The sequence below is a fragment of the Streptomyces sp. NPDC053426 genome (assembly GCF_055585405.1).
In genome coordinates, this window is the sequence record NZ_JBVJKE010000002.1 from 63,668 (window position 1) to 89,702 (window position 26,035).

Consider the following 26,035-nt stretch of genomic DNA (forward strand, 5'->3'; position numbering starts at 1 on the left):
ATCCGCTCGATGACACAGCGCTTTCGCCCCTAGGATTCCACCTATCACCTCACCGGTCTCTTTCGACAGGAACCCCATGAGCGACACTTCCCCCTACGGCTTCGAGCTTGTGCGGCGTGGGTACGACCGCGCTCAGGTGGACGAACGTATCTCCAAGCTCGTCTCCGACCGTGACAGCGCTCTCGCCCGCATCACCGCTCTGGAAAAGCGCATCGAAGAGCTCCACCTCGAGACGCAGAACGCCCAGGCCCAGGTCAACGACGCCGAGCCGTCGTACGCCGGTCTCGGCGCGCGTGTGGAGAAGATCCTCCGCCTCGCCGAGGAGGAGGCGAAGGACCTGCGCGAGGAGGCCCGGCGCGCGGCGGAGCAGCACCGCGAGCTCGCCGAGTCGGCCGCCCAGCAGGTGCGCAACGACGCCGAGTCGTACGCCGCCGAGCGCAAGTCGAAGGCGGAGGACGAGGGCGCGCGGATCGTCGAGAAGGCCCAGGGCGACGCCGCCCAGCTGCGTTCCGAGGCCCAGAAGGACGCGCAGTCCAAGCGGGAGGAGGCGGACGCCCTCTTCGAGGAGACCCGCGCCAAGGCCGCGCAGGCCGCCGCCGACTTCGAGACGAACCTCGCCAAGCGGCGCGAGCAGTCCGAGCGCGACCTGGCCTCGCGCCAGCAGAAGGCCGAGAAGCGCCTCGCGGAGATCGAGCACCGCGCGGAGCAGCTCCGGCTGGAGGCCGAGAAGCTGCGCACCGACGCCGAGCGCCGTGCCCGCCAGACGGTGGAGACGGCCCAGCGTCAGGCGGAGGACATCGTGGCCGACGCCAACGCCAAGGCCGACCGGATCCGTTCGGAATCCGAGCGTGAGCTCGCGGCGCTGACCAACCGCCGCGACTCGATCAACGCCCAGCTGACGAACGTGCGCGAGATGCTGGCGACGCTCACCGGTGCCGCGGTGGCGGCGACCGGCGCGCCCGCCACCGAGGACGAGCCGATCTCCCGCGGGGTTCCGGCCCAGCAGTCCCGGTAACGGCGACCGAGGTATCGACGAAGCCCTCCGCCACTGAGGTGGCAGAGGGCTTTGTCCCGTTTTAGCGTGGCCGCATGATCGAGCTCGAGGGGCTGACCAAGCGGTACGGCGAGAAGGTGGCGGTCAAGGATCTGACCTTCACCGTCAGACCGGGCATCATCACGGGCTTCCTCGGTCCGAACGGCGCCGGCAAGTCGACCACCATGCGGATGATCCTGGGCCTGGACCACCCGACCGCCGGGGACGTACGGATCGACGGCACGCACTACGACCGGCTCAAGGACCCGCTGACCCGCATCGGCGCCCTGCTGGAGGCCAAGGGCGTGCACCCGGGCCGCAGCGCCTACAACCATCTGCTGTGCCTCGCGCAGAGCAACGGCATCCCGCGGCAGCGGGTGCACGAGGTGCTGGACACGGTCGGGCTGACGGCGGTGGCGCGGAAGAAGGCCAAGGGGTTCTCGCTCGGCATGGGCCAGCGGCTCGGCATCGCCGCCGCGCTGCTCGGCGACCCGCGGATCCTGATGTTCGACGAGCCGGTCAACGGGCTCGACCCCGAGGGCATCCACTGGATCCGCACGCTGATGAAATCGCTCGCCGCCCAGGGCCGTACGGTCTTCGTCTCCTCCCATCTGATGAGCGAGATGGCGCTGACCGCCGACCACCTCGTCGTCATCGGCCAGGGCCGGCTGCTCGCCGACACCTCCATGGCCGAGTTCATCGAGCACAACTCCCGCTCGTACGTCCGGGTCCGCAGCCCGCAGCGCGAGCGGCTGCTCGACGCGCTGCGCCAGGCCGGGGTCACCGCCGTGGAGAGCGGCGACGGGGCGCTGGAGGTGGACGGCTCCAAGGCCGAGTACATCGGGGAGCTGGCGGCCCGGCAGCAGCTGGTGCTGCACGAGCTGAGCCCGCAGCAGGCCTCCCTGGAGGAGGCGTTCATGCGGCTGACCGCGGAGTCGGTGGAGTACCACGCGCACACCGGCACCGGCAGGCCCGCGCCCCCGCGGCAGCAGTGGGGCGAGAGCTGGAAGAAGGGCTGAGCGGCATGACGGCGACGCAGGTCGTACGGTCGGAGTGGACCAAGATCCGGTCGGTGGCGTCCACGGTGTGGACGCTCTCCCTGGCGGTGGTCGTCACCATCGCGCTCGGCATGCTGATCTCGGCGCTGTCGAAGAACGAGTTCGAGACCATGAGCGCGCGGGACCGGCTCTCCTTCGACCCGACCTTCATCAGCTTCGCCGGGATGAGCCTCGGGCAGCTCGCGATGATCGTGTTCGGGGTGCTGGTGGTGTCGAACGAGTACAGCACCGGCATGATCCGCGCCTCGCTGGCGGCCGTGCCGCGGCGCGGCACGTTCCTGCTGAGCAAGCTGGCGGTCGCCACCGCGCTCGCCCTGGTGGTCTCCATGGCGACCAGCTTCGCCACGTTCTTCCTGGGCCAGGCGATGCTCGGCGAGCACAAGGCGTCGATCGGGGACGACGGGGTGCTGCGGGCGGTGATCGGCGGCGGCCTCTACATGACGCTGATCGCGCTGTTCTCGATGGGCGTCGCCGCGATGCTGCGCTCCCCCATGCTGTCGCTGGGCATCCTGATGCCGTTCTTCTTCCTGATCTCCAACATCCTCGGCAACGTCGACGCCACGAAGAAGGTCGGCCGGTTCCTGCCCGACCAGGCCGGCAGCAAGATCATGCAGGTGGTGACGCCCCTGGACGACGACACCCCGTACGGACCCTGGGGCGGCCTCGGGATCATGGTGCTCTGGGTGATCGCCGCGGTCGTCGGCGGCTACCTGCTGCTGAAGCGGCGCGACGCGCAGTGAGTGACCGCGCGGGACCGGTTTTTACCTCGGCTTGAGCGGAACCGTCAGCGCCTCGATAAGCTCCTAACCCTTACGGGGGCGTGTGCCCCGCTGTCCTGAACCTTTCGATGGGTGCGGAGCATGATCGAGGCAGTCGGCCTGACCAAGCGGTACGGCGACAAGACCGCTGTGTACAACCTTTCCTTCCAGGTGCGGCCCGGAGCCGTCACCGGGTTCCTGGGTCCCAACGGCTCGGGCAAGTCGACGACGATGCGGATGATCCTCGGCCTGGACAACCCCACCGCGGGTCAGGTCACGATCGGCGGCTACCCCTACCGCAGGCTGCCCAACGCCCCCCGTCAGGTCGGCGCGCTGCTGGACGCGAAGGCGGTGCACGGCGGCCGGTCCGCCCGCAACCACCTGCTGAGCCTGGCCCAGCTCTCGGGCATCCCGGCCCGGCGGGTGGACGAGGTGCTGGGTGTGGTGGGCCTGCACGAGGTGGCGCGCAGACGGTCCAAGGGCTTCTCCCTGGGCATGGGCCAGCGGCTCGGCATCGCCGCCGCGCTGCTCGGCGACCCCCAGGTGCTGCTGTTCGACGAGCCGGTCAACGGCCTCGACCCCGAGGGCATCCTCTGGGTGCGCAACCTGATGAAGGCGCTGGCCGCCGAGGGCCGTACGGTCTTCGTCTCCTCGCACCTGATGAGCGAGATGGCGCTGACCGCCGACCACCTCATCGTCATCGGGCGCGGACAGCTCCTCGCCGACATGAGCGTGACGGACTTCATCTCCGCCAACTCCGCCGACTTCGCGCGCGTGCGCACCCCCGACACCGAGCCGCAGCAGCGCGAGAAGCTGTCCGCCGCGATCACCGAGGCCGGCGGCCATGTGCTGCCCGAGCAGGACGGCGCGCTGCGGGTGACGGGACTGCCGCTGCCGCGCATCAGTGACATCGCCCACGACTCCGACGTACGGCTGTGGGAGCTGTCGCCGCACCAGGCGTCGCTGGAGGAGGCGTACATGCGGATGACGCAGGGCGCCGTCGACTACCGCTCGACCACCGACCAGAAGGCCGGGCTCCAGCAGCCGCTGCCGCCCGGCGCGCAGCCGCCGATGCCGGTTCCGGGGCAGGGCCAGCCCGGCTGGTACGCCCCGCCGCCGCCCCAGCAGGGCGGGCAGCCCTTCGCCGCGCCGCAGGGCGTGCCCGGACAGGCCCCCGCGGGCCCCTACGGCGCTCCGGGCGCCCCTGGAGCGGCCCCGGGCGCCCCCGCGCCCAACCCGTACGCGCAGCCCGCCCCGCAGGCGCCCCAGGCGCCGCCCGTCCAGGCTCCGGCGGCACCGCCCGCCGCGCCCCCGACCGCTCCCGCCGCCGACCTGACCAAGCCCGAGGACGCCCGATGAGCACGCCCCCGCCCCCGATGCCGCAGACCGCCGCACCCGACTGGCAGGCGGCGCCCGGCTCCCCGTACCCCACCTACACCTCGCCGATCCCCGTGGTCCGTACGCACCTCGGGCACGCGCTCGCCTCCGAGTGGACGAAGATCAAGTCCGTGCGCTCCACGATGTGGACGCTGGGCGTGTTCGTGCTGCTCGTGGTCGGCATCGGCCTGCTGACCGGCCTGGTGGTGTCGAGCGCCGAACCCGACATGGGCGGCGAGAGCCCGCTGGCCCTCGGCTTCTTCGGGCTGCTGCTCGGCAGCATGTGCATCATCACGCTGGGCGTGCTCACCACGGCGTCGGAGTACGGCACCGGCATGGTCCGCACCACGATGGTCGCCTGCCCCTCGCGCGGACGGGTGCTCGCGGCGAAGGCCATGGTGTTCTTCCTGATCGCCTTCGTGGTGACCCTGGTGTGCGCGTCGCTGGTCGGCTTCCTGCACGTGGCGCTGCTGGAGGGCGACGGCGCGAGCAGCCCCTCGGGTGAGGAGTGGCTGAAGGGCACGGTCGGCGTCTCGCTCTACGTGGCGCTGCTCGGCACGCTGTCGCTGGCGATCGGGTCGATCATCCGGCACTCGGCGGGCGCCATCACCATCATGATCGGTGCCGTGCTCGCCCCGCTGGTGATCGCGCTGTTCATGTTCTCGTCCTCGCTGGCGGACGTGCAGCAGGCGCTGTTCGAGTACTCCATCCCGAACCAGATGAGCATCTTCTACGCCAACTCGCTGAGCGATTCCGGCCCGTCGGGCTGGGACCCGCTGTGGATCATGCTGGTCGCCACCGGCGCCGCACTCGGCGGCGCCTTCGCCCTGCTGGAGAAGCGGGACGTGTAACGGCGTTCAGAACTTCGGCGCGTTACGGGACCGCCGCACCCGCGTGGTGCGGCGGTCCTTCGCGTTCCAGCACGCCTTGTGCCAGTGCCGGCGGTCGTCGACGCCCGCGTGCTCGGGCCAGGCCACCACGTGCGGCACCCCGTCCGGGATCAGCTGGTCGCAGCCGGGGCACCGGTAGGCCTTGCCCTGGGCACTGGCGCCGGCCACGTGCCGTACGCTCCACTCCTCGCCCTGCCAGCTCTCCGTGGACTGCCAGCCGCCGTAGCGGCCGGAGCGGTCGTCCTCGGCGCTCCGGCCGGACGAACCGGCTCCCTTGGGTCGGTTGCGACGCGGGGACACAGAACACCTCACGGGGCTATACAGGATGCTGGGGCCGCGTCCAGCCTACGCGGCGCACGCGGGGGTACACGTACGGCACCAATCGTCACAAGTCCCCTCCATGATGATGCGGCGCCCCCTCCTGAGTGGCCGATTCTGCAGACAATCCGCAAAGTCCCCCGCCCGGCCGTGTCCTCGGCACGTGTCGGGCGGTTATGCCCTGCGGGGGAGCTCCGCGTCGGAGCCAAGGAAGCAGGAAAGCAATGCGCGTTGGAAGTTTCGTGTTGGCCGCCCAGTTCCCCGGGCAGGGCGAGGGAGAGGCGCTGCACCGCGCGGTCCGCTCGGCCGAGGTCTCCGAGGAGGCGGGGCTCGACACGGTCTGGCTGGCCGAGCACCACTTCGTGCCCTACGGCACCTGCCCGTCGGCCGTCACCCTGGCCGCGTTACTGCTCGGCCGCACCCGCCGGCTGCGGGTCGGTACGGCGGTCAGCGTGCTGCCCACCGTCCACCCCGTGGCCCTCGGCGAACAGGCCGCGCTGCTGCACATCACGAGCGGCGGCCGGTTCTCACTGGGCCTCGGGCGCGGCGGGCCCTGGGTCGACCTGGAGGTGTTCGGGGCCGGACTGGACGCGTACGAGAAGGGGTTCCCGGAATCACTCGATCTGCTGGTGCGCTGGCTGCGCGAACCGTCCGTCGGGGCCGACGGCGAGCGTTACCGCTTCCGCGAGGTGCCCGTCGTACCGCGCCCGTCGGAGTCCCTGGACGAGACGGAGGGCCCGGAGGTCGTGGTCGCCTGCACCTCCCCGGCGAGCGTACGGCTGGCCGCCGAGCGCGGGCTGCCCATGCTGCTCGGCATGCACGTCGGGGACGAGGAGAAGGCCGAGATGGTCGCCCTGTGGCGCAACCACGCCCGCGCCTGCGGGCGGCCGGCCCGGGAGATCCACCGCGCGGCCCATGTCTCGGCCGGCGTCTGCCAGATCGCGGACCGGCGCACGGACGCGGCGGAGACCCTGATGAAGGCGATGCCCGGCTGGCTGAAACAGGGACTTGAGGCCCATGTCACGGTGGACGGGCGGCAGCGGCGGATGCGCGACCCGCTGGCGTACACCGAACTCCTCTGCGGACTGCACCCGGTGGGCACCCCGCAACTGTGCGCCGACCGGCTCGCCGCGACCAGCGAGCGGACCGGCATCTCCCGCTTCGCCCTGCTCGTCGAGGGCTCCGGCGACCTCGCGGCGACCGAGGAGAACGTACGGCGGCTCGGAGCCGAGGTACTGCCCCGGCTCGGCTGAGCGAGCGGGGTTCACGCAGGCTTGCCGCCCCGGTACAACTGCACCTCCCGCGTACGGAGCGGCAAGCGAACGGTGGAGCGCGTCAGCAGTCGCGCAGTTCCGGCGACTGGTTCAGTATCTGAGCGCGCACCGAGGTGAAACGGGCGTGCCTCTCGTCGACCGAGGGGTCGAGCGGGAACACCGCCACCCGGTGGCAGTTCTGGAAGGCCAGCCGTACACCGAAGTGCCGTTGCAGCGCGCCGCGTATCGCGTCACTCGCGAGCGCACGCAGCAGCTGACCGCGCGCCTGCTCGTCCGGCGGGGGCGTCTGGTTGTCGGCGAAGGCTCCGCCGTCCACCTTCAGCTGTGCCACCAGGGAGCTGATCATCTCCCACGCGAAGGGCAGGGAGGTCCGGACGCAGTCGACGAATTCAGCTTCGTCGACCTCGCCTCGCTCGGCCTGTTCGAGTAGGGCCGGTGAGACGTCGAGCGACATGGGTTCTCCTCTCGCACCCCCAACGAACAGGGGTTGCCTGACAGATAAGGGAGTGCGCGGTATCGGACACGCTGCGTACACAGTTCGCGACCTCCCGTTCAATACCGTAAGCAACGGACGGTGACGGCACCAGGCGAATGCCCGGATGCGGAACTTCCTGTGGGCCGGTAATCGGCCATCGCCGAAACAAGCGTTTTCCCGGAGATTCAGGACGCGCCAGATGGGCCCCGAGGGTCGCGTGTGACGGCGAATCGCGTCGACCCCGGCCGGTCGAGTAGCGTTGCCGACCATGCGTCTCGTCATTGCCCGCTGCTCCGTGGACTACGCCGGGCGGCTCACCGCGCACCTGCCGTCGGCACCCCGTCTCATCCTGGTCAAGGCGGACGGCAGCGTCTCGATCCACGCCGACGACCGGGCCTACAAACCCCTGAACTGGATGTCGCCGCCCTGCACCCTGAAGGAGGGAACCGGCGACGAGGAGGGCGTCTGGACCGTCGTCAACAAGGCGGGCGAGAAGCTCATCATCACGATGGAGGAGATCCTCCACGACTCCTCGCACGAACTGGGCGTCGACCCCGGCCTGATCAAGGACGGCGTGGAAGCGCACCTCCAGGAACTGCTCGCCGACCGCATCGAGATCCTCGGCGAGGGCTACACCCTCATCCGCCGCGAGTACATGACGGCGATCGGCCCCGTCGACATCCTGTGCCGGGACGCCGAGGGACGGACCGTCGCGGTGGAGATCAAGCGGCGCGGCGAGATCGACGGCGTGGAGCAGCTCACGCGCTATCTGGAGCTGCTGAACCGCGATCCCCATCTCGCCCCGGTGCGGGGCGTCTTCGCGGCGCAGGAGATCAAGCCGCAGGCCCGGGTCCTCGCGACCGACCGGGGCATCGGCTGCCAGGTCCTCGACTACGACGCGATGCGCGGCATCGAGGACGACAAGCTGCGGCTGTTCTGAGCCGCGCCGGTACGGACCGGGGGCCGGGTTCCGCGGGGAACCCGGCCCTCGTGCGTGTCCCGCGGGTCAGATCACCTGTTCCGGGTCTCCGGGCGTGTTCGCGTCGCTGCTCTGGGGGGCGCTCGCGGAGGTGTCCGTGTCCACGGGGGTGGACGGGACGGAGCCGCTGGCCGAAGTACCGGTGGACGGCGGCGGGGTGTCCTCCTCCCCCGTCGTCGGGGGCGTCTCGGGGACGGACGGCTGGCCGGACGGCTCGTCGTCGGGGGTCGTCTCCGTGTCGGACGGGTCCGGGGAGGACGACCCCGACTCCGAGGGCTCGGGCGACTTCGAACCCGTGGGCTTGCCGCCGGGCGTCTCGCTCTGCTCGCCCGGCTCCGTCGTCCTGCTCTCGTCGTCCGACGGCTCCCCCGACGAACTGGCCGTCGGCGTCGGGTCGTCGGACGTGCCCACGGTGCCGTCCGGGCCCGGGTCGGTCGGCCGGCTGGTGGCCTCGCCGGTGTCCCCCTCGTCCCCGGTCGCCGGATCGGCGCCGAGGCTGCCGTCGTCGACGCCCTGGCTGGCGGAGGGGTTGACGCCGACGTTCTCGGACGGGGTGCCGGCGTCGTTCTCCGACGTGGCGCCCAGGGTGACCACCGTGCCCAGCACGGCGACGAGCAGCGCGCCCGCGCCGGCCGCCACCAGGTTGCGCTTGGCCAGCCCCTTGAGGCCGCCGCCCGGCTTGGCCGACGGCGTCGGCCTGGACGGCGACGGCACCGTGCGGTTGACGACCAGGCCGGTGTCGGAGGGCGGCTGGAGCTCCGGGAAGGCCATCGGCACCCCGCGGGGCGGCGAGGCCGACTCCTCGTAGCGGGCCTCGGGCACCTCCTCCCCCGCGGTCGGCATGAGCGCGAGCGGAGTTCCGGAGCGGTCCGCGACGAGGGCCAGCGCCCTGCGTCCGGCGACGGTGCCGCGCTTGTCGGAGAGGGCGCCGCGCAGCCCGATGGACGCCTCCAGTTCGGCGCGTGCCCGGTCGAGCTGTCCGGCGCACAGCGCGTGGATGCCGAGTTCGTGGTGGAAGTAGGCCTCTTCCGCCACGTCCCCCGCGAGCCGGGCGGCCTCCGCGCCGGCCCGCAGCGCCTTCTCCCAGGCGCTCCAGTGCAGGCCCGAGGCGAACGCGGGCGCGGCGGTACGGGCGAGCTGCACGGCCGTGCTCTGCTCGCCCTCGGTGACGGCCGTGGTGAGCGGCGACAGCACGGCGAGCGCGGCGAGCACCGCGTCGGCCTCGGCGCACACCCGCTCCGGGGTGACCGAGGGGTGCCCGGTCCACCAGGCGTAGTGCTGGGCGGCGGCGCGGGCCTGCGCCTCGGCCTCGTCGGCGTATCCGGCGGCCTCGAGCTGGGCCGGCACCCCGGCGGCGAGCCGGTAGCGTGCGCCGGCCGCGGAGACCAGTCCGCAGGCGGCCAGCTCGCCGAGCGCGGCGTCGGCGTGGGTGTCGCCCACCAGGGCGGGCAGATGCGCCTGATGGGGCACCTCGCCGCCGAGCGCGACGGCGAACCGCAGGGTGGCGCGGGCGGAGGCGCTGAGCCGGGAGGCGAGCAGCGGGGCGGGTGCGGCGGCCTCGCCGAGCGAGGGCAGCGGCACCTCGTCGCCGTCCGCGGGGTCGTAGGACGTCTCGTCGGGCCGTACGTCCTCGAAGACGCCGAACTCGTCGACGGCGTCGGCACCGGCCCGCAGCCGGTCGCGCTGCCGCAGCAGGGCACCGGCCTGGACGAAACGCAGCGGCAGGCCCTCGGACTCGAACCAGAGGTCGCCGGCCCAGTTCGACTCGTCCTCGGTGAGGTCCCGGCCGACGGCGTGCTTGAGCAGGTCGAGACTGGCCGCGCGGTCGAGGCCGGAGAGGGCGACCTCCTCGATGCCGGCACCGGCGGACGGCTCGGGCACGTCCGGGGTGGTGCCGAGCAGGAAGGCGCACTCGGGGGTGGCGTCCAGCAGCTCGTCGAGGGCGGCGCCGCCGAACTCCAGGTCGTCGAGGACGACGACGGCGCCGATCCCACGGACGTGGTCGGCGAGTTCGTCCCGGTCCGGGCGGTGCAGCGGGGCGTCGTGGACGGCGTAGAAGAGGTCGTGCAGCAGGTCGTCGGCGGAGCGGCGGTGGCCGTTCAGCCGGACGACGCCGTCGGGGGCGAGGTCCGCGCAGTCCTCGGCGACGGTGTCGAGGAGCCGGGTGCGGCCGGAGCCGGCCGGGCCGGTGAGGCGTACGGAGCGGCCGCGGGCCAGCAGCCGGACCAGCTTCTCGCGCTCGTCCCGGCGGGCCAGCAGCGGCAGCGGGAGCTGCGCGGGGCCCGGCGGGACGGGCGGCCTGGCGGCCCGCTCGACCTCGGCGCGCTCGGCCTCGGTCAGCTTCGCGGGGCGGGCCGGCCGTTCGGCGGGCGGGCAGGGCTCGATCTCGCTGCCGTCGACGGGGTTGACGGTCAGCAGGAAGTCGCCGGAGACGAGCTGCACCGTGCGGGCGAGCGCGGGCGCGTGCTGTCCGAAGTCGGAAGTGAGGGATTCCCGGGGCGGACGCTGGCGCGGCGCGGGGCCGTCACCCTCCTGGCCGTACTCCTCGGGTCCCGGGTTGTTCGGGTCCATAGGTCCTAGCCCCCCAAAAGCGTCGTGTGGTGGAAGCCCTTCCCGACCTCGCCGCACACCGCGCTGTCGCTTCTGGTCCGGGCCCGCTCAGGGTTTGCAGGGCAGCAGGCAGCCGAACCCTAAACCTTCGCTCAGTATCTACGACAGTCCGGGGTACCGCGCGGTCCGAGAGGTCACGGTCTCGTGAGGATTGTGCGCGCGTCGAAGGGTTCGTCGAGGTCGGTCCGGGTTCTCGGGGGGCGTCCGTCCCGTACCCGTACGTCCTCATACGCGGGGCAGCGTGTCCACCCCGATGCCTCCCTCGATCGCCAGGATCCGGTGCAGCCGGGTGGCCACCAACAGGCGCTGCATCTGCGGCGGAACGTCCCGCAGCACCAGGCGCCGGCCGCAGCGGCCGGCCCGCCGGTGGGCTCCCATGATCACGCCGAGTCCGGTGGCGTCCCAGGAGTCCAGGTCGGACAGGTCCAGCACCAGGTCGCCGACTCCGTCGTCGACGGCCGAGTGCAGGACCGTACGGGCGTCCGCCGCGCTGCGTACGTCGAGGCGGCCCCCGACGACCAGCCCGGCGTGGTCGCCCTTGATGTACATATGCGCTCCCCGATATGCGTCTCGTGCTCCGCGTTTCCTGATGGCCGGTGATGCATCCTCTGACTGCGTGGTGGCGTCGGAGGTTGCTACCTGTAAGCGAACCGATACCGAATTCACCCCGGCGTGTGATGCACGCCGGGGCGAGTGCGCGGTGTCAGTGCTCGTAGAAGCCCTGCCCGCTCTTGCGGCCGATGTCACCGGCGTCAACCATCCGGCGCATCAGCTCGGGAGCGGCGAACTTCTCGTCCTGGGACTCGGTGTAGATGTTGTCGGTGGCGTGCAGCAGGATGTCCACGCCGGTGAGGTCGGCGGTGGCCAGCGGTCCCATCGCGTGGCCGAAGCCCAGCTTGCAGGCCACGTCGATGTCCTCGGCGCTCGCCACGCCCGACTCGTACAGCTTGGCGGCCTCGACGACGAGGGCGGTGATGAGGCGGGTGGTGACGAAGCCGGCGACGTCGCGGTTGACGACGATGCAGGTCTTGCCGACCGACTCGGCGAACTCCCGCGCCCTGGCGAGGGTTTCGTCGCTGGTCTTGTAGCCGCGGACCAGTTCGCACAGCTGCATCATCGGCACCGGCGAGAAGAAGTGGGTGCCGACGACCCGCTCCGGGCGCTCCGTCACGGCCGCGATCTTGGTGATCGGGATGGCGGAGGTGTTGGAGGCGAGGACGGCGTCCTCCCGCACGATCTTGTCGAGCGCGCGGAAGATCTCGTGCTTGACCTCGAGCTTCTCGAACACCGCCTCGACCACGACGTCCGCGTCCGCGCAGGCGTCCAGGTCGGTGGTCGCGGTGATCCGGGCGAGGGCGGCGTCGGCGTCGTGCGCCTCCAGTCTGCCCTTGCTCACGAACTTGTCGTACGACGCCTTGATCCCGTCGGTGCCGCGCGTGAGCGCCTCGTCGGTGACGTCCCGCAGGACGACGTCCCAGCCCGCCTGGGCGGACACCTGGGCGATGCCGGACCCCATGAGACCGGCCCCGATGACGGCGAGCTTGCGTGCCACTGTGCGACTCCCCTGATACGCGCTGTCTTGTTCTCCAGGAGCGGACATTAGCGTTCACGGGGCCCCGTGTGACCGGTAAGTAACGCGCGTCACGTCTCACATGACGGACATCACACCGACGGCAGGCGCCGCCGGATCCGACGGACCGTCAGGGACCGCCCCTTGATGCGAGGGTAGGGGGCCGGTGTCCGATCGACGGAGGAGAACCCCGGCATGGCCGTGATCCACCGCACCACCCTCGAGCCGACCAAGCTCGAACTGCTGACCGCCTGGCTGCCCTCGCGCCCCTGGTACCACGGGGGCACGGAGGGGCCGCGGCTGACCAGGGCCGGCGGTTTCCGGCTCGACGACCCGAAGGGGGAGGTCGGTGTCGAGTTCATGGTCGTCACCGACGCCTCCGGCTCCGAGCCGGCCGCCTACCTGGTGCCGCTCACCTACCGGGGCGCTCCGCTCGACGGGGCGGAGCACGCCCTCGTCGGCACCGCGGAACACGGTGTGCTCGGGCGGCGCTGGGTCTACGACGGCTGCCACGACCCGGTGGCCGTCGCCGAGTTGGCGGCGCTGATCGAGGGCCGCGTGCGGGCCCAGGCCCAGAGCGTCAGCGACACCCCGGACGAGGAGGTCACCCGCGCCTGCGCGGGCGAGACCCCGGTCCCGGCGGAGTTCACCACCGTCGAGGACACCCCGGAGCACACCGAGCTGTCCGCGCCGGACGGCACCGCCCTGCGGGTCCTGCGCACCCTGCTGCCCGCTCCGGACGGCTCACCGCTTCCCGGGCCGGGAGCGGCGGGTCATGTCGCCGGCGCGTGGGAGGCGCCCGACGGCACCCGCGCGCGGGGCCTCCTGTGCGTCCTGCACGCGGCCCCTCCGGCGTAGCCCGGTTCAGCCGCGCACCGCGTAACCGAGCACCCTCCCGCTCAGCAGCTCCTCGACGTCGTCGACCAGGACGAGCGCCTCGCGGGACACCTCGGCCGGTGCGCGGCCCTTCATCATCTCCCGGCCGATCGCGGCGAACACGGTGCCGTGGATCCAGCAGATCTGACCGGCCACCAGGCCCGGCAGCGGGTCGTCGGGGGCGGCGCCCGTCTCCTCGCGGAGCGCCGCCTCCAGGTTGTCCTGGACCTCCTGCTGCAGGCTCCACAGCCGGGAGCGCAGCTGCGGGGAGTCGTGGATGACACGCATGAAGCGGTCGTAGCCCTCCAGCAGGCCCACCCGGGGCGACACCGCCTCGATGTCGGCGCGCAGTTCGCGCAGTACGGCACGGGCGGCCGACTCCCCCGTGTCCCGGCCCCGGACCCAGCGGGCGAGCTGGTCGACGACGCCCCTGGAGCGGTCGAAGAAGAGGTCCTCCTTGGCCGGGAAGTAGTTGTAGACCGTGTTCACGGAGACGTCGGCGGCCTCCGCCACCTCCGCCATCGTCACGGTCACGAAGCCGTGCTCCAGGAACAGTCCGGTGGCGATGTCCGAGATCCGCTGCCTGGTCTCGCGCTTCTTCCGCTCCCTGAGCCCCTCTGCCATGCCCTCATCGTAGGTCGGCCCGAGGACGCTTGGGCTTTCTGAAACTTTGGGGTCGTTGCAAATTTTAAGTCACTCTGTTTTTCTGGGGTCATGGCAATCATCAGTACGGCCGGACTGGCCCGTACCTTCCAGACCAAGCGCGGCCCGGTGGAGGCCGTGCGCGGTATCGACCTCACCGTCCGCGAGGGGGAGATCCTCGGTTTCCTGGGCCCCAACGGGGCCGGGAAGACCACCACCCTGCGGATGCTCACGACCCTGCTCGCCCCCACCGGCGGCGCGGCCACCGTGGCCGGCCACGACCTGGCGACCGACCCGGCCGGGGTACGGCGGGCCTGCGGCTACGTGGCGCAGTCCGGCGGGGTCGATCCGCAGATCACGGTGCGGGAGGAGCTGGTCACCCAGGGCCGCCTGTACCGGCTCGGCACGGCGCGGGCCGCCGAGCGTGCCGAGGAACTGGCCCGCGACCTGGACCTCACCGGGCTGCTGGACCGCAAGTGCGCCGCGCTCTCCGGTGGCCAGCGGCGCCGCCTGGACATCGCGATGGCGCTCACCCACCGCCCGAAGGTGCTGTTCCTGGACGAGCCGACGACCGGTCTCGACCCCGGCAGCCGCGCCGGCCTCTGGGACCTGGTGCGGCGGCTGCGCGACGAACACGGCACCACCGTGTTCCTGACCACCCACTACCTCGACGAGGCGGACGCGCTCGCGGACCGGCTGGTCGTCGTCGACCGGGGCGTGGTCGTCGCCGAGGGCACACCGGGCGCCCTGAAGCTGGAGTACGGCGGCTCGGCCGACGCCTCGCTCCAGGACACCTTCCTCGCCATCACGGGCCGCAGCGCCTCCCCGGCCGACGCCGCCCCCGTAGCCGTATAGGACCGCCCTCTCATGCTGCTCCACGACACCGCGCTCATCTACGGGCGCTACCTGCGCCAGTCCCTGCGCTCCCGCTTCGCGCTGCTCTTCGGCGTGCTGACGCCGCTGCTGTACCTGCTGTTCTTCGGCCCGCTGCTGACCGGTCTGCCGCTCGGCGGGCAGGGCAGCTCCTGGCAGCTGCTGGTACCGGGGCTGCTGCTGCAACTCGGCCTGTTCGGGGCCTCGTTCGCCGGTTTCTCGATCATCATCGAGAAGGGCCAGGGGGTGGTCGAGCGGATGCGGGTCACGCCCGTGAGCCGTCTCGCCCTGCTGCTGGGCCGGGTCCTGCGGGACGCCACGCTCTTCGTCTTCCAGGCGGTGCTGCTGGTGCTGGCCGCGCTGGTGATGGGGCTGCGGGCACCGCTGGCCGGCGTGCTGATCGGCTTCGCCTTCGTCGCCCTGCTGACCGTGTCCCTGGCCGCGCTGTCCTACGCGCTCGCCATGAGGATGGACACCCCGCAGACGTTCGGGCCGACGATCAACGCCCTGACCATGCCGTCGATGCTGCTGTCGGGCCTGATGCTCCCGATGACCCTGGGCCCCGCCTGGCTGGACGTCCTGTCCCACCTGATGCCGTTCCGCTACCTGGTCGACGCGGTGCGGGACGCCTACGTCGGCTCCTACGCGACGGCCCCCATGCTGTACGGCGCCGTCGTCGCCGTCGGCTTCGCGGTCCTCGCCGTGACGGTGGGCACACGCGTGTTCCGGACGGCCGGAGCGTAACTAGGCTGGCCCCATGGTCAACCTGACGCGTATCTACACCCGGACCGGCGACAAGGGCACCACCAACCTCGGTGACATGAGCCGGGTCGCCAAGACCGATCTGCGGATCTCCGCCTACGCCGACGCCAACGAGGCGAACGCGGTGATCGGTACGGCGATCGCGCTCGGCGGTCTCGAGGAGGAGGTCGTACAGGTCCTCACCCGCGTCCAGAACGACCTGTTCGACGTGGGTGCCGACCTGTCGACGCCGGTGGCGGAGAACCCGGAGTACCCGCCGCTGCGGGTCGAGCAGTTCTACGTCGACCGGCTGGAGGCGGACTGCGACCGCTTCAACGAGCGGCTGGAGAAGCTCCGCTCCTTCATCCTGCCCGGCGGCACGCCCGGCGCGGCCCTGCTCCACCAGGCCTGCACGGTCGTACGCCGCGCCGAGCGCTCCACCTGGGCGGCGCTGGAGGCCCACGGCGACACCATGAACCCGCTCACCGCCACCTACCTCAACCGCCTCTCCGACCTGCTGTTCATCCTGGCCCGCATCGCGAACAAGGAGACCGGCGACGTGCTGTGGGTGCCGGGCGGGGAGCGCTAGGCCGACCGGCGCGCGGCCCCGTACAGGCCCCACGCGGTCTGCGCGCCGCCGACGCACATCAGCACGACGCCGACCTTGGCCGGGGTGACCACGGGGACCTCCACGTCCCCGGTGAACAGCCACAGGGCCAGCCCGACGAGCAGGGTGACCACACCCTCCAGCAGGTTCTTCGACGCCCGGCTCACCGGTGTGCCCCCTCCTTCTCCTTCGGCCGCCCGGCCGTGACCTCCTGCGTCCCGGCCGGGGCCTTCTTCGGCCAGATCAGGTAGCCGAGGGCCACCAGGCCGTGGATGGCGGCGACCCTGACCGCCACCCACTGGAAGGCCCGCAGGGAGGAGACGTCGCCCTCGGCACCGACGTACCAGACCGCTCCCTGGAGCAGTGCGCACGCCACGGCCGCGCCCAGCAGCGTGCGCAGCCACAGCCGGCCCTCGTGCGCGGCCCGGGCCCTGCCGTAGCGCGGGGGCTTCACCGGCGGCGGGCCGCCGCCCAGGCGGTGGGCGGCGTGGCCGTCGAGCCAGCGGATCGTGTAGTGGCCGTACGCGACCGTGTAACCGATGTACAGCGCGGCCAGACCGTGCTCCCAGCCCGGCTCGGCACCGTTCCTCAGGTCGATCGCCGTCACGGCGAACAGCACCAGTTCCAGGACGGGCTCGCACAGCAGCAGGAACACACTGGTGCGACGCCACTTCAGCAGGTAGCGGGCGGCCAGCCCGAGGACCAGCAGGACCCAGAATCCGACCTCGCAGGCGATGATCAAAGCGACGACCACGACGCACTCCCTTCGTTCACCCCTTCAGGCTCCCGTGCGGAGCGGCCCGTTTCGTCGTCGCCGCCGATGAACTCGCGGTACATCGAAAGATGCAGTCCAGGACCGTCCGCGGGGATCAGGCGCCGAGTGCGCGCACCGTGTTGGATGGTGCCATGCCCGTACGCCTGCCCCGCCCCCACCGCTTCGACGTGTGGACCGCGCTGGCCAGTCTCTCCGGTGGACTGCTGCTGTGGGGGATCGGGCTGGGCGTGCGCAGCGGCGACGATCCGATCGTGCTCTTCGACGGCCGCTGGCCGCTCCTCGTACCGCTCGCCGTGATCGCCGGCTGCGAGCTGCTGCGCCGCACCGCGCCGCGCACCGCGCTGCTGATTGGCACGCTGGCGCTGGCCGCGGACACGATGACCCAGGGCAACATCGCCACGATCGTGATGTACACCGACCTGATGTACGCCGCCGTCCTGTACGGGACGCCCGCCGCGGCCCGCCGCCTGCCGTGGATCACGGGCATGCTCACGATCGCCGCGACGTTGGTGCCGTACGCCGTGTGGCGGGTGCCGGAGGCGCTGCTGATCGGTCTCGTCGTCGGCGGTGTGGCGTTCACGCCCGCGTCGACCGGCCTCATCGTGCGCAACCACCGCGACGCCGCCGAGGCGGCCCGGCTGCGGGCCGAACAGACCGCGCTGCTCGCCGAGATGGACCGCACCCAGGCGGTGACCGCGGAACGCGCCCGGATGGCACGGGAGTTGCACGACATGGTCGCCAACCACCTCTCCGCGATCGCCATCCACTCCACGGCCGCGCTCTCCCTGGACGACGAGAAGACCTCCCGCGACGCGCTCACCGTGATCCGGGAGAACAGCGTCCAGGGACTGTCCGAAATGCGACGGCTCATCGGCATCCTGCGCGACGGGGCCGACGACCGGGAACCGGCCGCGACCCCCACCCTCGACAGCCTCGGCACGCTGGTCGAGGGCGCCCGCGCCAACGGCCTGGACGTCACCCTCGACGCCACCTACGGCTCGGTTCCCGCACCGGTCGAACTCGCCGCGTACAGGATCGTGCAGGAGTCGCTGACGAACGCGCTGAAACACGCCGCGCCGGGGAGGGTCACCGTGCTGCTGCGCCGCCTCGACGGCGGCCTCGACATCCGGGTGACCAGTCCGTACGGCGGCCGGGACACCCCGCGAGCGCCGGGGTCCGGGGCCGGGCTCGTCGGGATGCGGGAGCGGGTGGCCCTGCTGGACGGCACGTTCGAGGCGGCGCCGGAGAGCGGCCCGGACGGCAAGCTGTGGGTCGTACGCGCCTGTCTTCCCGTCACCGACATCGCCCAAGGAGAGACGCAATGATCCGGGTCCTGGTCGCCGAGGACCAGTCCGCCGTCCGTGCCGGACTGGTCCTCATCCTGCGCAGCGCGCCCGACATCGAGGTGGTCGGCGAGGCCGGCGACGGCGAGCGGGCGGTGGCCCTCGCCCGTGAACTCCGCCCCGACCTGGTGCTGATGGACGTACAGATGCCGCGCCTGGACGGGGTGTCGGCGACCCGGCAGGTGGTCGGGGAAGGGCTCGCCGATGTGCTGGTGCTGACCACCTTCGACCTCGACGAGTACGTGTTCGGGGCGCTGCGGGCCGGGGCGGCCGGGTTCCTGCTGAAGAACACGGACGCGAAGGACCTCATCGCGTCGGTGCGCACGGTGGCGCGCGGGGAGGGCATCGTCGCCCCGGCCGTCACCCGGCGGCTGATCGCGGAGTTCGCCGCGAAGCCCGCCCGCCGGGCGACCGTCGATCCGGCGGTGCTGGACACCCTCACCCGGCGCGAGCGCGAGGTGCTGTCCTGTGTCGGCGAAGGGCTCTCCAACGCCGACATCGCGGCGCGCCTCGACATGGCGGAGGCGACGGTGAAGACGCACGTCAGCCGCCTGCTGGGCAAGCTGGAGCTGCGCAGTCGGGTACAAGCGGCCGTGCTGGCACAAGAGTTGGGGCTCTAGCCGAAGCACAGAGGGGCAGCTGGGGCAAGTGGTCCAGACCTATTGACCTGTGGTCCAGACCTTTCTATTCTCGCGGCACTGCGGGCGTGATGGCTCAGTCACGTCCACGACGGCTTCTCCCCATAAGGAGGCGCAGCATGCGCTTCAGACACAAAGCCGCCGCAGGGCTCGCGACCCTGCTGCTTCCCCTCTCCGGCCTCGTCGCCCTCGCGAGCCCCGCCCAGGCCGCGACCTCGGCGACCGCCACCTACGCCAAGACCCAGGACTGGGGCTCCGGCTTCGCCGGCAAGTGGACGGTGAAGAACACCGGCACCACGAGCCTCAGCTCCTGGACCATCGAGTGGGACTTCCCCTCCGGCACCAAGGTCACCTCCGCCTGGGACGCCACGGTCACCAACTCCGGTGACCACTGGACCGCCAAGAACCTCGGCTGGAACGGCACCCTCGCCCCCGGGGCGTCGGTCAGCTTCGGCTTCAACGGCAGCGGTTCCGGCGACCCGTCCGGCTGCAAGCTCAACGGCGGCAGCTGTGACGGAGGCCCGGAGGTCCCCGGTGACGCGGCCCCGTCCGCGCCCGGCACCCCGACCGCCTCCGACATCACCGACACCTCGGTGAAGCTGTCCTGGTCGGCGGCGACCGACGACAAGGGCGTCAAGAACTACGACGTCCTGCGCGACGGCGCCAAGGTCGCCACCGTGACCGGCACCTCGTACACGAACACCGGCCTGACCAAGGGCACGGACTACTCGTACACCGTGCAGGCCCGTGACACCGCCGACCAGACCGGTCCGGTGAGCGGCTCGGTCAAGGTCACCACCACCGGTGGCGGCGACGGCGGGCAGCCGGGCGGCGAGAAGGTCAACCTCGGCTACTTCACCAACTGGGGCGTCTACGGGCGCAACTACCACGTGAAGAACCTGGTCACCTCCGGCTCCGCCGAGAAGATCACGCACATCAACTACGCCTTCGGCAACGTCCAGGGCGGCAAGTGCACCATCGGTGACGCCTACGCCGACTACGACAAGGCGTACACCGCCGACCAGTCCGTCGACGGCGTCGCCGACACCTGGGACCAGCCGCTGCGCGGCAACTTCAACCAGCTGCGCAAGCTGAAGGCCAAGTACCCGCACATCAAGGTCATCTGGTCCTTCGGCGGCTGGACCTGGTCCGGCGGCTTCCCCGACGCGGTGAAGAACCCGGCGGCCTTCGCCAAGTCCTGCCACGACCTGGTCGAGGACCCGCGCTGGGCCGACGTCTTCGACGGCATCGACCTGGACTGGGAGTACCCGAACGCCTGTGGTCTGAGCTGTGACACGACCAGCGCCCCGAACGCCTTCAGCAACATGATGAAGGCCATGCGCGCCGAGTTCGGCAACGACCTGGTCACCGCGGCCACCACCGCCGACGCCTCCGACGGCGGCAAGATCGACGCCGCCGACTACGGCGAGGCCGCGAAGTACATCGACTGGTACAACGTGATGACGTACGACTTCTTCGGCGCCTGGGCGAAGAACGGCCCGACCGCTCCGCACTCGCCGCTGACCTCGTACGACGGCATCCCGCAGCAGGGCTTCAACTCCGCCGAGGCGATCGCGAAGTTCAAGGCGAAGGGCGTGCCGGCGAGCAAGCTGCTGCTCGGCATCGGCTTCTACGGCCGCGGCTGGACCGGTGTCACCCAGTCCGCCCCGGGCGGAACGGCGACCGGCCCGGCGGCCGGCACCTACGAGGCGGGCATCGAGGACTACAAGGTCCTGAAGAACTCCTGCCCGGCCACCGGCACCATCGCCGGCACGGCGTACGCCCACTGCGGCACCAACTGGTGGTCCTACGACACTCCGGCGACCATCAAGACGAAGATGGCCTGGGCCAAGAACCAGGGCCTGGGTGGCGCCTTCTTCTGGGAGTTCAGCGGTGACACCGCGAACGGCGAGCTGGTCAGCGCCATCGACAGCGGACTGAAGTAACCCTCGAGCACCACCGTCGAACGGCGTTCGCCCTCCCCCGGTTCCGTCCGGGGGAGGGCGAACGTCGCTCTACGCGACGTTCACCCGCTGGCCGGGCGGGGCCGCCTCGAGCCACGCGAGGAAACCGGTCAGCGCATCTTCGCTCATGGCGAGCTCGAGACGCGTGCCCCGGTGCAGACAGGCGAGGATCACCGAGTCCGACAGCAGCGCCAGCTCCTCCTCGCCCTCGGGCAGCCGGCGGCCGGCCACCTCGATCGCGGAACGCTCCAGGACGCGGCGCGGACGGGGCGCGTAGGAAAAAACCCGGAACCACTCGACCCGGTCACCGTTGTAACGTGCCACCCCGTACGCCCAGCCCTTGCCGCCGGAGTCGCCCGACTCGGGCGCGTCCCAGCGCAGGCTGCAGTCGAACGTTCCACCGGAACGCTGGATGAGGCGGCGGCGCAGGCCGAAGACGAAAAGCCCCACCAGCACGAGGGCCACCACGATTCCGCACACAGTCAGAGCGAGGACCATCGACACCGACCTCCTCGTCTCCTAGGTAACGGAACGGAAAAATCATCCAGATCTGCCTCAGCCGCGACCGGCTCCGGATCGCTCCGGTGCCGGCCGCGGCTGAGTGACGTCATCCCACCGCGCTGGTATCAGCGCCCTGCCGACGCCGCCCGCAGACGGACGTCCGCGCGGCGCTGGGCCTCCGCGTCGTCCTCCGCCTTCGCACGGGCGAGTTCCTGCTCCGCGCTCTGGACGTCGATCTCGTCCGACAGCTCGGCGATCTCGGCCAGCAGCGACAGCTTGTCGTCCGCGAACGAGATGAAACCGCCGTGCACCGCGGCGACGACCGTCCCGCCCTCACGCGTGCGAATGGTCACCGGGCCCGACTCCAGCACACCGAGCAGCGGCTGGTGACCGGGCATGACGCCGATGTCGCCGGACGTGGTGCGCGCGACGACCAGGGTGGCCTCGCCGGACCAGACCTCTCGGTCGGCCGCGACCAGCGCGACGTGCAGCTCAGCAGCCAAGGTGGCTCCTCGGGTCACCACCCGGCGGTTGTGCCGGGTGTTGGTTACAAGTCTAAGGGGCGTGAACGAGGGGGCGGGACGCACCCGCCCCCTCGGGTGTGAACCTCATGGGTTCACGGTGAGCCTGATGCTCAGGAGACGCCCAGCTCCTTGGCGTTGTTCTTCAGGTCCTCGATGCCACCGCACATGAAGAACGCCTGCTCCGGGAAGTGGTCGTACTCGCCGTCGCAGATCGCGTTGAAGGCCGCGATCGACTCGTCCAGCGGGACGTCCGACCCGTCGACGCCGGTGAACTGCTTGGCGACGTGGGTGTTCTGGGACAGGAAGCGCTCCACGCGACGGGCGCGGTGGACGACGAGCTTGTCCTCCTCGCCGAGCTCGTCGATACCGAGGATCGCGATGATGTCCTGCAGGTCCTTGTACTTCTGCAGGATGTTCTTCACGCGCATCGCGGCCTGGTAGTGGTCCTGCGCGATGTAGCGCGGGTCCAGGATCCGGGACGTGGAGTCCAGCGGGTCCACGGCCGGGTAGATGCCCTTCTCCGAGATCGGACGGGACAGAACCGTCGTCGCGTCGAGGTGGGCGAAGGTGGTGGCCGGGGCCGGGTCGGTCAGGTCGTCCGCGGGGACGTAGATCGCCTGCATCGAGGTGATCGAGTGACCACGGGTCGAGGTGATGCGCTCCTGGAGGAGACCCATCTCGTCGGCCAGGTTCGGCTGGTAACCCACCGCGGAGGGCATGCGGCCGAGCAGGGTCGACACCTCGGAGCCGGCCTGGGTGAAGCGGAAGATGTTGTCGATGAAGAACAGCACGTCCTGCTTCTGCACATCGCGGAAGTACTCCGCCATGGTCAGACCGGCGAGGGCCACGCGCAGACGGGTGCCCGGGGGCTCGTCCATCTGGCCGAAGACCAGGGCGGTCTTGTCGATGACGCCCGACTCGCTCATCTCGTCGATGAGGTCGTTGCCCTCACGGGTGCGCTCACCGACACCGGCGAACACCGACACACCGTCGTGGTTGTTGGCGACGCGGTAGATCATCTCCTGGATGAGCACCGTCTTGCCGACGCCGGCACCGCCGAACAGACCGATCTTTCCACCCTTGACGTACGGGGTGAGAAGGTCGATGACCTTGACGCCGGTCTCGAACATCTCGGTCTTCGACTCGAGCTCGTCGAAGTTCGGCGCCTTGCGGTGGATCGGCCAGCGCTCGCCGGTGTACTCCTCGTCGACGTTCAGCACCTCACCGAGGGTGTTGAACACCTTGCCCGTGGTGAAGTCGCCGACCGGGACGGAGATCGAGGTGCCGGTGTCGGTCACCGGGGCCTGGCGGACCAGACCGTCGGTGGGCTGCATGGAGATGGTGCGGACCAGGCCGTCACCCAGGTGCTGGGCGACCTCGAGGGTCAGCGTCTTGAGCTCACCCTCCTTGGCCGGGTCGGCGACCTGGACGTGCAGGGCGTTGTAGATGTCCGGCATCGCGTCGACGGGGAACTCCACGTCGACGACCGGGCCGATGACCCGGGCGACGCGGCCCGTGGCCGTCGCGGTCTCAACAGTGGTGGTCATTAGTTGTCACTCCCCGCGTTCGCGTCGGCCAGGGCACTGGCGCCACCGACGATCTCGCTGATTTCCTGGGTGATTTCGGCCTGGCGGGCCGCGTTGGCAAGACGGGAGAGCGTGTTGATCAGCTCGCCCGCGTTGTCGGTGGCCGACTTCATCGCGCGCCGCGTGGCGGCGTGCTTCGAAGCGGCCGACTGGAGCAGCGCGTTGTAGATCCGGCTCTCGACGTACCGCGGCAGCAGCGCGTCGAGGACGTCCTCCGCCGAGGGCTCGAAGTCGAACAGCGGCAGGATCTCGCCCTTGGTGGTGCTCTCCTGCGCGACCTCTTCGAGGCGCAGCGGAAGCATCCGGGAGTCGACCGCCGTCTGCGTCATCATCGACACGAACTCGGTGTAGACGATGTGGAGTTCGTCCACGCCGCCGTCCGCCGTCTCCGTCTGGAGCGCCTCGATCAGCGGGGCCGCGATCTTCTTGGCGTCCGCGTACGAGGGCTCGTCGGTGAAGCCGGTGAACGTCTCCGCGATCTTGCGCTCACGGAAGTTGTAGTGGGCGACACCACGCCGGCCGACGATGTACGTGTCGACCTGCTTGCCCTCGCGCTCCAGGCGCTCGGTCAGCTGCTCCGCCGCCTTGATGGCGTTGGAGTTGAAGGCGCCGGCCAGGCCGCGGTCGCTCGTGAGGAGCAGGACCGCGGCACGGGTCGGGTTCTCCGCCTCCGTGGTCAGCGGGTGCTTGGTGTTCGAACCGGTACCGACCGCCGTGACCGCGCGGGTGAGTTCCCGCGCGTACGGCGTGGAGGCCGCCACCTTGCGCTGCGCCTTGACGACGCGCGAGGCGGCGATCATCTCCATCGCCTTCGTGATCTTCTTGGTCGCGGTGACGGATCGGATGCGACGCTTGTAGACCCGGAGCTGGGCTCCCATGAGTCAGGTCCCTTCCTTACGTCACTTGGAGGCGCTGGTCGCCTTCGGCGCGTCCTCGCCGAGCAGCTTGCCGTCGCTCGTCTCGAACTGCTTCTTGAAGTCCACGATCGCGTCGGCCACGGCCTGCAGGGTGTCGTCGGACATCTTGCCGCCCTCGCGGATGGAGGTCATGAGGCCCTGCTCGTTGCGGTGCAGGTACTCCAGCAGCTCCTTCTCGAAGCGGCGGATGTCGGCGACCGGGACCTCGTCCATCTTGCCGGTGGTGCCGGCCCAGACGGAGACGACCTGGTCCTCGGTGGACATCGGCTGGTACTGGTCCTGCTTCAGCAGCTCGACCATGCGCTGACCGCGCTCCAGCTGCGCCTTCGACGCGGCGTCCAGGTCGGAACCGAAGGCGGCGAACGCCTCCAGCTCACGGAACTGGGCGAGGTCCACGCGCAGACGGCCGGAGACCTGCTTCATCGCCTTGTGCTGCGCGGAACCACCGACTCGGGAGACGGAGATACCGACGTTCAGCGCGGGGCGCTGACCGGCGTTGAACAGGTCCGACTCCAGGAAGCACTGGCCGTCGGTGATGGAGATGACGTTGGTCGGGATGAACGCCGACACGTCGTTGGCCTTGGTCTCGACGATCGGCAGACCGGTCATCGAGCCCGCGCCCATGTCGTCGGAGAGCTTGGCGCAGCGCTCCAGCAGACGGGAGTGCAGGTAGAAGACGTCACCCGGGTAGGCCTCACGGCCCGGCGGGCGGCGCAGCAGCAGGGAGACGGCGCGGTAGGCGTCGGCCTGCTTCGACAGGTCGTCGAAGATGATCAGGACGTGCTTGCCCTCGTACATCCACTGCTGGCCGATGGCCGAACCGGTGTACGGCGCCAGGTACTTGAAGCCGGCCGGGTCGGACGCCGGGGCGGCGACGATGGTCGTGTACTCCAGCGCGCCGTTCTCCTCCAGCGCGCGGCGGACCGACGCGATGGTGGAGCCCTTCTGGCCGATGGCGACGTAGATGCAGCGGACCTGCTTCTTCGGGTCGCCGGTGCGCCAGTTGTCACGCTGGTTGATGATCGTGTCGACGGCCAGGGCGGTCTTGCCGGTCTGGCGGTCGCCGATGATCAGCTGGCGCTGACCACGGCCGATCGGGGTCATGGCGTCGACGGCCTTGTAGCCCGTCTCCATCGGCTCGTGCACCGACTTGCGCTGCATGACCGTGGGGGCCTGCAGTTCGAGGGCGCGACGGCCCTCGGTCTCGATCTCGCCGAGGCCGTCGATCGGGTTGCCGAGCGGGTCGACCACGCGGCCGAGGTAGCCCTCGCCCACGGCGACGGACAGCACCTCGCCGGTACGGGTGACCGGCTGGCCCTCCTCGATACCGCTGAACTCACCGAGGACGATGGCACCGATCTCGCGCTCCTCGAGGTTGAGGGCGAGGCCGAGGGTGCCGTCCTCGAACTTCAGCAGCTCGTTGGCCATGGCCGAGGGAAGGCCCTCGACCTTGGCGATGCCGTCGCCGGCAAGGGTGACCGTACCGACCTCCTCGCGCGAGGCCGCGTCCGGCTTGTACGACTGGACAAAGTTCTCCAGCGCGTCCCGGATCTCCTCCGGCCGGATCGTGAGCTCCGCCATCTGAGTTCCCTGCTCTCCTTGTTGGGCCCGAAGTTTCACTTGGGGGGTATGGGGACTCCCCCCGATACGAGGTGAATCCTCTGCACGGCCCAACCAGGGCCGTAAGTACGTACTGCTATGAAGAA

The 26,035-nt window shown here is 70.7% G+C and carries 27 protein-coding genes; 14 read left to right on the top strand and 13 right to left on the bottom strand.

Annotation, left to right across the window (positions count from 1 at the left end; translation table 11 throughout):
* The first annotated feature begins 76 nt into the window (after nt 1–76).
* The 5 genes from ACZ62B_RS04095 (at nt 77) to ACZ62B_RS04115 (ending at nt 5,077) form a co-directional block, all read left to right on the top strand.
* Nucleotides 77–1,015, top strand: a complete 939-nt coding sequence (locus ACZ62B_RS04095; protein ID WP_073932521.1) for a coiled-coil domain-containing protein — start codon at nt 77–79, stop codon at nt 1,013–1,015.
* 74 nt (nt 1,016–1,089) lie between these two features.
* Nucleotides 1,090–2,052 carry an ABC transporter ATP-binding protein gene (locus tag ACZ62B_RS04100; RefSeq protein ID WP_469689250.1) on the top strand — a complete coding sequence of 321 codons (963 nt, stop codon included), beginning with the start codon at nt 1,090–1,092 and terminating at the stop codon, nt 2,050–2,052.
* A 5-nt stretch (nt 2,053–2,057) separates the two neighbouring features.
* Nucleotides 2,058–2,831: an ABC transporter permease gene (locus ACZ62B_RS04105; RefSeq protein WP_344568681.1), complete on the top strand. Its 774-nt coding sequence runs from the start codon at nt 2,058–2,060 to the stop codon at nt 2,829–2,831.
* Between the two features lie 120 nt (nt 2,832–2,951).
* Nucleotides 2,952–4,208, top strand: coding sequence for an ABC transporter ATP-binding protein (locus ACZ62B_RS04110; protein WP_344568683.1), 1,257 nt, complete (start codon nt 2,952–2,954; stop codon nt 4,206–4,208).
* Nucleotides 4,205–5,077 carry an ABC-2 transporter permease gene (locus ACZ62B_RS04115; RefSeq protein ID WP_344568685.1) on the top strand — a complete coding sequence of 291 codons (873 nt, stop codon included), beginning with the start codon at nt 4,205–4,207 and terminating at the stop codon, nt 5,075–5,077. Before ACZ62B_RS04110 ends, ACZ62B_RS04115 begins: the two co-directional genes overlap by 4 nt.
* A 6-nt stretch (nt 5,078–5,083) precedes the next feature.
* Here the strand turns inward: ACZ62B_RS04115 and ACZ62B_RS04120 are convergent, their stop codons facing one another.
* Nucleotides 5,084–5,416 (bottom strand): ATP/GTP-binding protein, encoded by a 333-nt coding sequence (locus ACZ62B_RS04120; RefSeq protein WP_344568687.1) that lies wholly within the window; start codon nt 5,414–5,416, stop codon nt 5,084–5,086.
* 242 nt (nt 5,417–5,658) lie between these two features.
* On the opposite strand from ACZ62B_RS04120, the gene ACZ62B_RS04125 reads away from it, so the two are divergent.
* On the top strand, nt 5,659–6,687 hold the full coding sequence (locus ACZ62B_RS04125) for an LLM class flavin-dependent oxidoreductase (RefSeq protein ID WP_344568688.1): 1,029 nt from the start codon (nt 5,659–5,661) through the stop codon (nt 6,685–6,687).
* A gap of 82 nt (nt 6,688–6,769) precedes the next feature.
* Here the strand turns inward: ACZ62B_RS04125 and ACZ62B_RS04130 are convergent, their stop codons facing one another.
* Nucleotides 6,770–7,162, bottom strand: coding sequence for an SCO5389 family protein (locus tag ACZ62B_RS04130; protein WP_073932514.1), 393 nt, complete (start codon nt 7,160–7,162; stop codon nt 6,770–6,772).
* Nucleotides 7,163–7,451: 289 nt separating this feature from the next.
* Between ACZ62B_RS04130 and nucS the strand changes: the two genes are divergently transcribed.
* Nucleotides 7,452–8,123: an endonuclease NucS gene (nucS, locus tag ACZ62B_RS04135; protein ID WP_073932513.1), complete on the top strand. Its 672-nt coding sequence runs from the start codon at nt 7,452–7,454 to the stop codon at nt 8,121–8,123.
* Between the two features lie 66 nt (nt 8,124–8,189).
* On the opposite strand, the gene ACZ62B_RS04140 is transcribed toward nucS, so the two are convergent.
* From ACZ62B_RS04140 to ACZ62B_RS04150, 3 genes are all read right to left on the bottom strand, one after another.
* Nucleotides 8,190–10,733, bottom strand: coding sequence for an ATP-binding protein (locus ACZ62B_RS04140; protein ID WP_469689251.1), 2,544 nt, complete (start codon nt 10,731–10,733; stop codon nt 8,190–8,192).
* Between the two features lie 264 nt (nt 10,734–10,997).
* Nucleotides 10,998–11,321: an STAS domain-containing protein gene (locus tag ACZ62B_RS04145; protein WP_030860450.1), complete on the bottom strand. Its 324-nt coding sequence runs from the start codon at nt 11,319–11,321 to the stop codon at nt 10,998–11,000.
* Between the two features lie 154 nt (nt 11,322–11,475).
* Nucleotides 11,476–12,324, bottom strand: a complete 849-nt coding sequence (locus tag ACZ62B_RS04150) for a 3-hydroxyacyl-CoA dehydrogenase family protein (protein ID WP_344568696.1) — start codon at nt 12,322–12,324, stop codon at nt 11,476–11,478.
* Between the two features lie 213 nt (nt 12,325–12,537).
* Between ACZ62B_RS04150 and ACZ62B_RS04155 the strand changes: the two genes are divergently transcribed.
* Nucleotides 12,538–13,200, top strand: coding sequence for a maltokinase N-terminal cap-like domain-containing protein (locus tag ACZ62B_RS04155; RefSeq protein ID WP_468719284.1), 663 nt, complete (start codon nt 12,538–12,540; stop codon nt 13,198–13,200).
* 6 nt (nt 13,201–13,206) lie between these two features.
* Here the strand turns inward: ACZ62B_RS04155 and ACZ62B_RS04160 are convergent, their stop codons facing one another.
* Nucleotides 13,207–13,842: a TetR/AcrR family transcriptional regulator gene (locus ACZ62B_RS04160; protein WP_469689252.1), complete on the bottom strand. Its 636-nt coding sequence runs from the start codon at nt 13,840–13,842 to the stop codon at nt 13,207–13,209.
* Between the two features lie 90 nt (nt 13,843–13,932).
* Here ACZ62B_RS04160 and ACZ62B_RS04165 point away from each other — a divergent pair, with 90 nt between their 5' ends.
* The 3 genes from ACZ62B_RS04165 to ACZ62B_RS04175 are packed head-to-tail and all read left to right on the top strand — an operon-like array spanning nt 13,933 to nt 16,063.
* Nucleotides 13,933–14,715, top strand: a complete 783-nt coding sequence (locus ACZ62B_RS04165) for an ATP-binding cassette domain-containing protein (RefSeq protein ID WP_344568709.1) — start codon at nt 13,933–13,935, stop codon at nt 14,713–14,715.
* A 12-nt stretch (nt 14,716–14,727) separates the two neighbouring features.
* Nucleotides 14,728–15,477 (top strand): ABC transporter permease, encoded by a 750-nt coding sequence (locus ACZ62B_RS04170; RefSeq protein WP_344568718.1) that lies wholly within the window; start codon nt 14,728–14,730, stop codon nt 15,475–15,477.
* A 13-nt stretch (nt 15,478–15,490) separates the two neighbouring features.
* On the top strand, nt 15,491–16,063 hold the full coding sequence (locus ACZ62B_RS04175) for a cob(I)yrinic acid a,c-diamide adenosyltransferase (protein ID WP_344568720.1): 573 nt from the start codon (nt 15,491–15,493) through the stop codon (nt 16,061–16,063).
* Here the strand turns inward: ACZ62B_RS04175 and ACZ62B_RS04180 are convergent.
* A complete protein-coding gene (locus ACZ62B_RS04180; protein WP_344568722.1) occupies nt 16,060–16,248 on the bottom strand; it encodes a DUF5708 family protein in 189 nt (62 codons plus the stop codon). The genes ACZ62B_RS04175 and ACZ62B_RS04180 overlap by 4 nt on opposite strands.
* Nucleotides 16,245–16,835: a hypothetical protein gene (locus ACZ62B_RS04185; RefSeq protein WP_468719286.1), complete on the bottom strand. Its 591-nt coding sequence runs from the start codon at nt 16,833–16,835 to the stop codon at nt 16,245–16,247. The genes ACZ62B_RS04180 and ACZ62B_RS04185 overlap by 4 nt, the downstream gene beginning before the upstream one ends.
* A 152-nt stretch (nt 16,836–16,987) precedes the next feature.
* Here ACZ62B_RS04185 and ACZ62B_RS04190 point away from each other — a divergent pair, with 152 nt between their 5' ends.
* The 3 genes from ACZ62B_RS04190 (at nt 16,988) to ACZ62B_RS04200 (ending at nt 20,783) form a co-directional block, all read left to right on the top strand.
* The gene (locus tag ACZ62B_RS04190) at nt 16,988–18,181 is read left to right on the top strand and encodes a sensor histidine kinase (RefSeq protein ID WP_469689253.1); all 1,194 of its coding nucleotides are present in this window, start codon (nt 16,988–16,990) and stop codon (nt 18,179–18,181) included.
* The gene (locus tag ACZ62B_RS04195; protein WP_344568728.1) at nt 18,178–18,819 is read left to right on the top strand and encodes a response regulator transcription factor; all 642 of its coding nucleotides are present in this window, start codon (nt 18,178–18,180) and stop codon (nt 18,817–18,819) included. The genes ACZ62B_RS04190 and ACZ62B_RS04195 overlap by 4 nt, the downstream gene beginning before the upstream one ends.
* Before the next feature lie 137 nt (nt 18,820–18,956).
* Nucleotides 18,957–20,783 carry a glycosyl hydrolase family 18 protein gene (locus ACZ62B_RS04200; protein ID WP_468719288.1) on the top strand — a complete coding sequence of 609 codons (1,827 nt, stop codon included), beginning with the start codon at nt 18,957–18,959 and terminating at the stop codon, nt 20,781–20,783.
* A gap of 69 nt (nt 20,784–20,852) precedes the next feature.
* Here the strand turns inward: ACZ62B_RS04200 and ACZ62B_RS04205 are convergent, their stop codons facing one another.
* The 5 genes from ACZ62B_RS04205 to atpA form a co-directional block, all read right to left on the bottom strand.
* Nucleotides 20,853–21,299 (bottom strand): DUF2550 domain-containing protein, encoded by a 447-nt coding sequence (locus ACZ62B_RS04205; RefSeq protein WP_344568732.1) that lies wholly within the window; start codon nt 21,297–21,299, stop codon nt 20,853–20,855.
* Nucleotides 21,300–21,427: 128 nt separating this feature from the next.
* Complete coding sequence (locus tag ACZ62B_RS04210; RefSeq protein ID WP_004925483.1) at nt 21,428–21,805, bottom strand: F0F1 ATP synthase subunit epsilon; 378 nt, start codon at nt 21,803–21,805, stop codon at nt 21,428–21,430.
* Nucleotides 21,806–21,936: 131 nt separating this feature from the next.
* A complete protein-coding gene (gene atpD, locus ACZ62B_RS04215) occupies nt 21,937–23,373 on the bottom strand; it encodes a F0F1 ATP synthase subunit beta (RefSeq protein WP_344568735.1) in 1,437 nt (478 codons plus the stop codon).
* Nucleotides 23,373–24,290, bottom strand: coding sequence for a F0F1 ATP synthase subunit gamma (locus ACZ62B_RS04220; RefSeq protein WP_344568737.1), 918 nt, complete (start codon nt 24,288–24,290; stop codon nt 23,373–23,375). Before ACZ62B_RS04220 ends, atpD begins: the two co-directional genes overlap by 1 nt.
* Before the next feature lie 21 nt (nt 24,291–24,311).
* A complete protein-coding gene (gene atpA / locus ACZ62B_RS04225; protein ID WP_468719289.1) occupies nt 24,312–25,910 on the bottom strand; it encodes a F0F1 ATP synthase subunit alpha in 1,599 nt (532 codons plus the stop codon).
* Nucleotides 25,911–26,035 lie beyond the last annotated feature (125 nt).